This window comes from Mycobacterium sp. E136 (assembly GCF_001666865.1).
In the GTDB taxonomy this organism is placed as follows: domain Bacteria; phylum Actinomycetota; class Actinomycetes; order Mycobacteriales; family Mycobacteriaceae; genus Mycobacterium.
Genome location: NZ_LZJE01000108.1, coordinates 1 through 7,901 on the forward strand (window position 1 = coordinate 1; position 7,901 = coordinate 7,901).

The 7,901-nt window shown below is 67.0% G+C and carries 9 protein-coding genes and 1 pseudogene; 2 read left to right on the forward strand and 8 right to left on the reverse strand.

The window, feature by feature from the left end:
• On the forward strand, positions 1 to 688 hold a 688-nt coding region (locus A5698_RS07850), incomplete at its 5' end, for an aldehyde dehydrogenase family protein (RefSeq protein ID WP_156670650.1).
• A 76-nt stretch (positions 689 to 764) separates the two neighbouring features.
• On the opposite strand, the gene A5698_RS07855 is transcribed toward A5698_RS07850, so the two are convergent.
• Entirely contained in the window at positions 765 to 2,600 is a 1,836-nt protein-coding gene (locus tag A5698_RS07855; protein WP_068295280.1) for an acyl-CoA dehydrogenase, read from the reverse strand.
• A 466-nt stretch (positions 2,601 to 3,066) separates the two neighbouring features.
• On the opposite strand from A5698_RS07855, the gene A5698_RS07860 reads away from it, so the two are divergent.
• The gene (locus tag A5698_RS07860) at positions 3,067 to 3,639 is read left to right on the forward strand and encodes a TetR/AcrR family transcriptional regulator (RefSeq protein WP_068295298.1); all 573 of its coding nucleotides are present in this window, start codon (positions 3,067 to 3,069) and stop codon (positions 3,637 to 3,639) included.
• On the opposite strand, the gene A5698_RS07865 is transcribed toward A5698_RS07860, so the two are convergent.
• The 7 genes and pseudogenes from A5698_RS07865 to A5698_RS28905 all read right to left on the reverse strand — a co-directional run.
• A complete protein-coding gene (locus tag A5698_RS07865) occupies positions 3,636 to 4,157 on the reverse strand; it encodes a dihydrofolate reductase family protein (protein ID WP_068295283.1) in 522 nt (173 codons plus the stop codon). The two genes, A5698_RS07860 and A5698_RS07865, sit on opposite strands and share 4 nt — an antisense overlap.
• Before the next feature lies 1 nt (position 4,158).
• Positions 4,159 to 5,076 (reverse strand): helix-turn-helix domain-containing protein, encoded by a 918-nt coding sequence (locus A5698_RS07870; RefSeq protein WP_068295286.1) that lies wholly within the window; start codon positions 5,074 to 5,076, stop codon positions 4,159 to 4,161.
• Positions 5,077 to 5,131: 55 nt separating this feature from the next.
• Positions 5,132 to 5,977: an arylamine N-acetyltransferase family protein gene (locus A5698_RS07875; protein WP_068295288.1), complete on the reverse strand. Its 846-nt coding sequence runs from the start codon at positions 5,975 to 5,977 to the stop codon at positions 5,132 to 5,134.
• 54 nt (positions 5,978 to 6,031) lie between these two features.
• Positions 6,032 to 6,367 (reverse strand): DUF8129 domain-containing protein, encoded by a 336-nt coding sequence (locus A5698_RS07880; RefSeq protein WP_067299084.1) that lies wholly within the window; start codon positions 6,365 to 6,367, stop codon positions 6,032 to 6,034.
• A gap of 11 nt (positions 6,368 to 6,378) precedes the next feature.
• Entirely contained in the window at positions 6,379 to 6,585 is a 207-nt protein-coding gene (locus A5698_RS07885; RefSeq protein ID WP_067299082.1) for a hypothetical protein, read from the reverse strand.
• A gap of 50 nt (positions 6,586 to 6,635) precedes the next feature.
• Positions 6,636 to 7,418 carry a crotonase/enoyl-CoA hydratase family protein gene (locus A5698_RS07890; RefSeq protein ID WP_068295290.1) on the reverse strand — a complete coding sequence of 261 codons (783 nt, stop codon included), beginning with the start codon at positions 7,416 to 7,418 and terminating at the stop codon, positions 6,636 to 6,638.
• Positions 7,419 to 7,478: 60 nt separating this feature from the next.
• Positions 7,479 to 7,901: pseudogene (locus A5698_RS28905) on the reverse strand (serine/threonine protein kinase); the annotation flags it as partial.

The window sequence follows — 7,901 nt, forward strand, 5'->3', positions numbered from 1 at the left end:
CGCGATCATCCTCGAGGACGCCGACCTGGACTCCACGCTGCCGATGCTCGGGTTCTCCGGTGTGATGAACAGCGGGCAGGCCTGCGTCGCGCAGACCCGCATCCTCGCGCCGCGCTCGCGCTACGAGGAGGTCGTGGAGAAGGTCGCGAACTTCGTCGGCGCGATGCCCGTCGGCCTGCCCGACGACCCGAACGCCGCGATCGGCCCGCTGATCTCGGAGAAGCAGCGCGACCGCGTCGAGTCCTACATCAAGAAGGGCGTCGACGAGGGTGCCCGCATCGTCACCGGCGGTGGCCGTCCCGAGGGATTGGACAACGGCTGGTTCGTGCAGCCGACCGTGTTCGCCGATGTCGACAACTCGATGACGATCGCCCAGGAGGAGATCTTCGGACCGGTGCTGGCGGTCATCCCCTACGAGGACGAAGAGGACGCGATCCGCATCGCCAACGACTCGGTGTACGGGCTCGCGGGTTCGGTGTGGACCACCGACAACAAGAAGGCGCTCGAAGTCGCGTCGAAGATCCGCACCGGTACGTACGCGGTCAACATGTACGCCTTCGATCCCGGCGCTCCGTTCGGCGGCTACAAGAACTCCGGTATCGGCCGCGAGAATGGTCCCGAGGGCATCGAGGCCTACGTCGAGCACAAGAGCGTGCTGCTGCCGTTCGGCTACACCCCCGAGGACTGATCTTTCTTTCCGCGAAGCAGACGTAAACCTGCCTACTTTCACGCAGTTTCGGGCAGTTTTACGTCTGCTCGCGGTTCTAAAACGCGGCTTCGGGGACGTCCATGACTTCGAGGCCCACGGTCTCGATGATGCCGCGCTGGGCGGTCAACAGCGGCAGCATGTGCTTGGCGAAGAATTTCGCCGCGGCGACCTTCCCCGTATAAAACGCGCGGTCACTGTCGGAGACATCGCCGTCGAGTGCGGCGAGCGCAATCTCGGCCTGGTGCAACAACAACCAGCCGATGACCAGGTCGCCGACGGCAAGCAGGAACGGGACCGACCCCAGCCCGATTCGGTACAGCTCGCGCGGATTTTCCTGAGCTGATATCAGATATCCGGTCAACGACGCCACCATGGACTGCACATCCTGCAACGCGGTGGCCAGCAGTGCCCGAGCGTCCGCGAGTTCTGGACGCGCGGTCTCGCTGCCGACGAATCCCTGTATCTGGCCTGCCAGGTGCGCCAGCGCAGCGCCTTGGTCGCGGGCGATCTTGCGGAAGAAGAAGTCCTGCGCCTGAATCGCGGTGGTGCCCTCGTAGAGGGAGTCGATCTTGGCGTCGCGAATGTACTGCTCGATCGGATAGTCCTGCAGGAAGCCCGAACCGCCGAACGTCTGCAGCGATTCGGTCAGGCATTGGTACGCCCGCTCCGAGCCCACGCCTTTGACGATCGGCAGCAGTAAATCGTTGACGCGGCCGGCCATCTCGGCGTCGGCGCCCGAAACGAGCTGCGCCACGGCGGGATCCTGGTGGGCGGCGGTGTACAGGTACAGCGCCCGCAGCCCTTCGGCATAAGACTTCTGCGTCAGCAGCGCGCGACGCACATCCGGATGGTGCAGGATGGTCACCCGCGGCGCGGTCTTGTCGGTCATCTGCGTCATGTCCGCGCCCTGCACCCGCGTTTTGGCGTAGTCGAGCGCATTGAGATAGCCGGTCGACAACGTGGCGATCGCCTTGGTGCCCACCATCATTCGGGCGTACTCGATGACCTTGAACATCTGGGCGATGCCGTTGTGGGAGTCGTTGACCAGCCATCCGACGGCGGGCACGCCGTGTTGGCCGAACGTGAGCTCGCACGTCGCCGACACCTTCAGCCCCATCTTGTGCTCGACGTTGGTGACGAAGACGCCGTTGCGCTCACCGATCTCTCCGGTCTCGGGGTCGAAGTGGTACTTCGGCACGATGAACAGGCTCAGGCCCTTGGTGCCCGGGCCCGCTCCCTCGGGCCGGGCGAGCACGAGATGCATGATGTTCTCGAACAGGTCGCCGGTGTCACCGTTGGTGATGAACCGCTTGACGCCGTCGAGATGCCAAGTGCCGTCATGCTGCTGCACGGCCTTGGTCCGGCCTGCGCCGACGTCGGAACCCGCGTCGGGTTCGGTGAGCACCATCGTCGCGCACCAGTCGCGCTCCACCATCAGCGATGCCCAGTGCCGCTGCTGTTCATTGCCGATGCCGTAGAGGATGTCGGCCATCTTCGAGCCGGCCTGATAGATGAACACCGCGGGATTGCCGCCGAGCACGAACTCGTTGATCGCCCATTCGACCGCAGCGGGCGCCGACACCCCGCCGATGTCCTCTGCCATCCCGACGCGGAACCACTCACCCTGATGCCAGGCCCGGAACGACTTCTTGAACGGCTCGGGCAGGGTCACCTCGTGAGTGACCGGGTCGAAGGTGGGCGGGTGGCGATCGGATTCGGCGAACGACTCGGCGAGCGGACCCTCGGCCTGCCGAGCCGCCTCGTCGAGCATCTGCCGCACCGAATCCCCGTCGAGGTCACCGAACTCACCGGTCGCCAGGGCCTTGTCCAGGCCAAGCACCTCGAACAGGTTGAACTCGAGATCCCGCACGTTGCTTCTGTAATGGCCCATGACGAGCGCCTTTCGTTCTCGCGTCGAGCCGTAGCGTAGCCGTCCGACGGACCCGCGACCTGCAGTTCAGCCCAGGCGCGTGGCGGGCGCGCAAATTATGCTCTCTACCATAATCAGGCGTATTGCGGCTTCTGCTCGGCCGAGCCGCTTCACGCGCTCTCGCCTGCACTGACCGCAGATAACGCTGTGATGTGGAATACATTAATTGTTTCGGTGTGTTCTGGGTTTTATGCTTTTCGTCATAACCAGGGAGGCACCCCATGTGGGTCATTGAAGTCAACATCGCCGGATACCGGTTCACCCACCGGGTGCACGACCGGCGTCGGCCGGTCTTTCGCTTCAGCCCACTCCACTGGCGTCCGGCGCAAGTGCCTCGCACACCCGCAGCCTGACCACTCCATTGGAGGTTGATCTGTCTTCCGCCGCCACCAAGACCGCCACGAAGCGCGGATCGACGCGCACCAAGATGCTGATCGCCGCGGCCGAGGTCATGCGGGAGCGCGGCGCAGCGGGTGTCACGATCGACGAGGTGCTCACCCGCAGCGGCGCCCCGCGCGGGTCGGTCTACTACCACTTTCCCGACGGCCGCAATCAGATCCTGCGCGAGGCGCTCCGGTTCGCGGGTGAGGCGATCACCAAGGAGATCGACGAGGCGGCCGCCAAGGGCGGCATGCACCTGGTCCGCAGCTTCGTGGCGTTCTGGGAGGAACTGCTCGTCGAAAGCGAATTTGCCGCGGGTTGTCCCGTGGTCGCCGCGGCAATCGGGTCGGCCGAGGACGAGCCCCAACTGACGACCGTGGCAGGCAGCATCTTCGGCCATTGGCGTGACGCGCTGACGCGAGCGTTCGTCTCCGACGGTTTCGACGAGTCCGACGCGGCCTCCCTCGCCATCACCAGCATCGCGGCGCTGGAAGGTGCTGTGGTGCTGTGCCGCTCGACACGCTCCGTCGACCCGCTGCGTGACGTGGCCCAGCAGGTCGAATTCCTCATCAGGTCACGGGATTTCATCCGCCGCAACGGCGTGCCCGACCGCAACTAGGCCGAGCGCCAGCGGGCGCATACGAAGTCCCCGTTGATCGCCGACTCGACCAGCGTCCACTCGGAACGGATCGGCAGCACGGGCGAACCCGCGCCCAGCGAGCACGGAGCGTAGCTGACGATCATCTCGTCGATCAGCCCCGCCGACACGAATTGTCGTGCGACGTCACCTCCCCCGACCACCCACACGTCCTTGCCCGCCGCGGCGGACACCATCTTCGGGTGCAGATCGGAGACATCGCCGGCGAACGTCCGCACGTCCTGTCCCTGCTCGATGATATGCGGGCGACGCGTCATCACCCAGGACGGCTGCCCGTACATCCAGTCGCCCGGGTGGTTGCGCACGATCCATTCGTAGGTCGCCGAACCCATCACCACGGCGCCGATCGTCGCGATGAACGCGTCGTAGCCGAACGGTCCGCTCTGGTCGATGTCGCGCGAGGTCAGCCAGTCCAGGCTGTTGTTCTCATCGACGATGTACCCGTCGAGGCTGGAAGCCGTGTAGTAGACCGTCGCCAAATCAGTTACCTCTCATCCATTCCAAAGGATCGCCCGGGGGCACATCGATACCGTGGCGGGCCAGCATCGTGCGGGCCAGGCCGCGCCGGTGCGCGGAGTACTCCAACACGTGCGCGACGATGCCGTACAGCTGGAACGACTCCGGTGGATCGCACAGCGCGTCGATGACGGTGTCCCCCATCCGGCCGTCGGCGGCGTACTCGGAAACCATTGCCGTCCAGCGCTTTGCGATGTCGTCGTGGTGCTGGGCGAGCTGTTCGGCGGTCATGTTCTCAGGCGTTGTGGCGGTGCGATCGGGAAAGTCGCGACCGTCGATCGTGGCCAGCCACACCTGCTTGGTCCACACGATCGTTGCGAGCACCGCGCCGACACTGGGTTCCGCGCCGTCCCAGTCGAGCACCACCTGGCCGGGTGAGATCGCCTCCCGCCATTGGTCGTTCGTCAGGCCCGTCGCGCGGTCGATGAGGTACGCGGTGTCGGCGACGTCGTGCACCACCATCAGTCCAGAGATGTCCGGCTCCTTTGCCTCGCCCGCGTTGTCCAGCCACAGCGAGTGCGGCGGATGGAAGTGCAGCCCGTTCGGCGCAGCGACCCGGAAGGCGACGTCGGCGGCCCTCGACGGCGGCACACCGAAGGTGCGCCGGAAGGCGCGTGAGAACACCTCGGTCGACGACCATCCCTCGTCGGCCGCGACGGCGGCCACCCGCTCACCGTGCTGCAGTCGCCAGGCAGCCCGCTCGAGCATGATGCGGCGACGCATCGCGGCCGGCGACTCGCCGGTCAGCCGACGGACCTCCCGCGAGAAGTGGAACCCCGAGGCGTGACTGCTGCGGGCCATGCTGTCCACACCGCTGTTGTCGGCGTCGACGACCGCGTCGAGCAGTTCGCGCAGGCGGTCGCGGCGTGCTGGCTGGCTCACGAGCAACGAGTATGGCCGCGTCGCTCGCGGATGGCCATGACGATTCCTGCTGCGTTCAGCTGTCCAAGACCTCGTGGACGCGGGCCTCGATGTCGCGGTGGTCGCCGAGGTCGGCCAGATCGATGCCGAAGCGGTCGGTGAGTTCGGTGAGGACCTCGGCGGCGGTATCGAAGCGGATCCGTTCGGTGCCACCGCCGCTGTGGACGGCCAGATTGCGTCCACGCAGGTTCCACCGAGCGTCGTCGGTGACCAGCGCGACCGTCAGCCCGGTGACGAAGCCGGACTCGGGAAACGTTGAGACATACCAACTTCCAACCTGGAGGTCGATCTGCGGGCGCGGTCGGGAGTCGAACATGTACAGCGGCTGCCACTCCCCGCGGATCTCGGCCTCCAGCAGATAGCCGTCGTCGTGCTCGCGCAGTCGGTAGGGCTCGTGGCGGGTCGTCTGCACGGGACCGCTTTCGAGCCGGATCGGCGACGACAGCGTCTGGCCGCCGAACCCGACGTCGACCAGCCACGGTCCGTCTTCGCCCGGGATGCGCACCGACAGCACCTGATGGGTCTGCGCGGGCAGGGCACCCGACTGGTTCATCCACACGACCCGGCCGGCAAGGCGCGCGACGTCGTAGCCAAGTGCCTCGAGCACGTAACCCATCAGACCGTTGTGCTCGTAGCAGTATCCGCCGCGGCGACGACGAACGAGCTTGCGGGCAAGGGCCCCTGCGCTGAGATCGACGACCGGGATGCCCAACAAGGGATCGAGGTTCTCGAACGGGATCGACCGGTTGTGCGCGGCCACCAGCCCGCGAAGTGTGGACAGCGTCGGTTCGTTCGAACCGGTGTATCCGATCCGGTTCAGATAGGCCGTTACATCCAGATCGGCCCGCACATCCGTCGTCATGCCTCACATCTTGCGACCTGAATGGCCGTTGAGGTCAACGATTCGCGGTGCGGCTTACGGCTTGCCGCGCGCAGGCGTCTGGTTCGCGACACCGTGCCGCAGCGGGGTGTTGGCCTGCGCGGCCGTCGACTCCTGCACGGGCGATCCGCCCGCCGCGCCACTGACCTCGGGTGCGTTGGTCGGGTCACCGGACGACGGCTCCGCGCCATGCGTCAATTCCTTGAGTCGCGCATGGAGCACCTCGAGCACCGGGATCCGGTTGCCGTGCGCGGTCTCGTGGTCGAACACTGCGCGCAGTTGAGGTTCGTCGAGCGCACGGATGCGGTGACGCAGCTCGGTGAGCGGCAGCTGGTCGTAGTCGGTGATCGGCAGGTCGTCGCTCTGCGCCATGCGCTGTCTCCTCAGAGGTGAGGTAGGCCGTCGGTCGGCGACGGGACCGCTGTCCCCGGCCCGTCGGCGCGCCCGCGGTACCGGACGACCACCGCGGCGACCGCGCCGATGCCTGCGAGTGCCAATGTCGGCCACACCGCAACCTGCAACAACCACAATCGCCGCTGCACCTTGAAGATGCGCTTCTGCGCGCGCCGCGCTCGGGACAACGTTTCCACGCCTTACGGTTGCCCCGGGCGGCGGCGACAAAACCCTCTGGGGAAACCCCTTAGGTTCCGGTCCACTTCGGCGCCCGCTTCTCAGCGAACGCGATCGCGCCTTCCTTGGCGTCGTTGGACATGAAGACCGGTCCGAAGATCTCGACCTGCTTCTTCCACATCTCCTGGGAATTCCAGTCCCGGGATTCGACGATGATCCGCTTGGTCGCCGCCACGGCGAGCGGACCGTTGGCGGTGATCTTCTCGGCGAACGCGATCGCGGCCTCCAGCGCCTGTCCGGGCTCCGCGAGGACGTTGACCATGCCGAGGTCGTGGGCGCGCTGCGCGGACAGGCTCTCGCCGGTCAGGGCGAGCTCCATCGCGAGGCCGTACGGGAGCCTCTGCGGCAACCGCAGCAGCCCGCCGCCGCCGGCGACCAGGCCGCGCTTGACCTCGGGGATGCCGAACGCGGATTCCTTCGATGCGACGATGAGGTCGGTGGCCAGCGCCAGCTCGCAGCCGCCCGCGAGGCAGTAGCCCTCCACGGCGGCGATGAGCGGCTTGGCGGGTGGGCGCTCGGTGAAGCCCAGGCCACGGCCCTCGATCGCCACGTTCTCGCCGCGGGCGAACGCCTTGAGGTCCATGCCCGCGCTGAACGAGCCGCCGGCCCCGGTCAGGATGCCCACCGACAGGCCGGCGTCACCATCGAGGCGGTCCATCGCGTCGGCAAGGCCTCGGCTGACGTCGGCGTTCACCGCGTTTTTGGCCTGCGGCCGGTTGATGGTGATGATCAGGATGCGGTCGTGCTGTTCGACCAGTACGACTGGTTCAGTGTTGTCACTCACGCGGCTGATCGTAACGGCCCGCCGACGGCTTCATGCGGGCCGCAGCGATGCCGCCGGACCCCGCCGCACTCAGTCGCCCTTCTTCCCGTTGCCGCGGCCGTTGCCGTTGCCCTTCTTGGGCGGCTTGGGCGGTTTGGGCGGTTTTGGCTGCTCGACGATCGGTGCCGCGCTCGGCGGCGGCGGTGCGGCGGTGGTCGGCGGGGGTGGCGGCGGTTGTGCCGGTGTGCTCGTGCCGACCTGCTGCGGCGGTGGTGTGCTCGACGGCGAATCGAGCGCCAGCGCGAGGCCGGCGACGACGACCGCGACGAACCCCGCCGCCGCCAGCAGCAGCTTGCGTTCGCGGCTCATCGGGCGGCGCCGCGGCGCCGGCGCGACGAAGTAGTTGGCCGACGGTGCAAGGGGTTCGGCGAGGACCTTCGTCGCGGGTCGTGGCGACGCTGCGGGTGCCGGCCCCATCAGCAGCGCGGAGGGGGCGCCGCTCAGCGCGGCCCG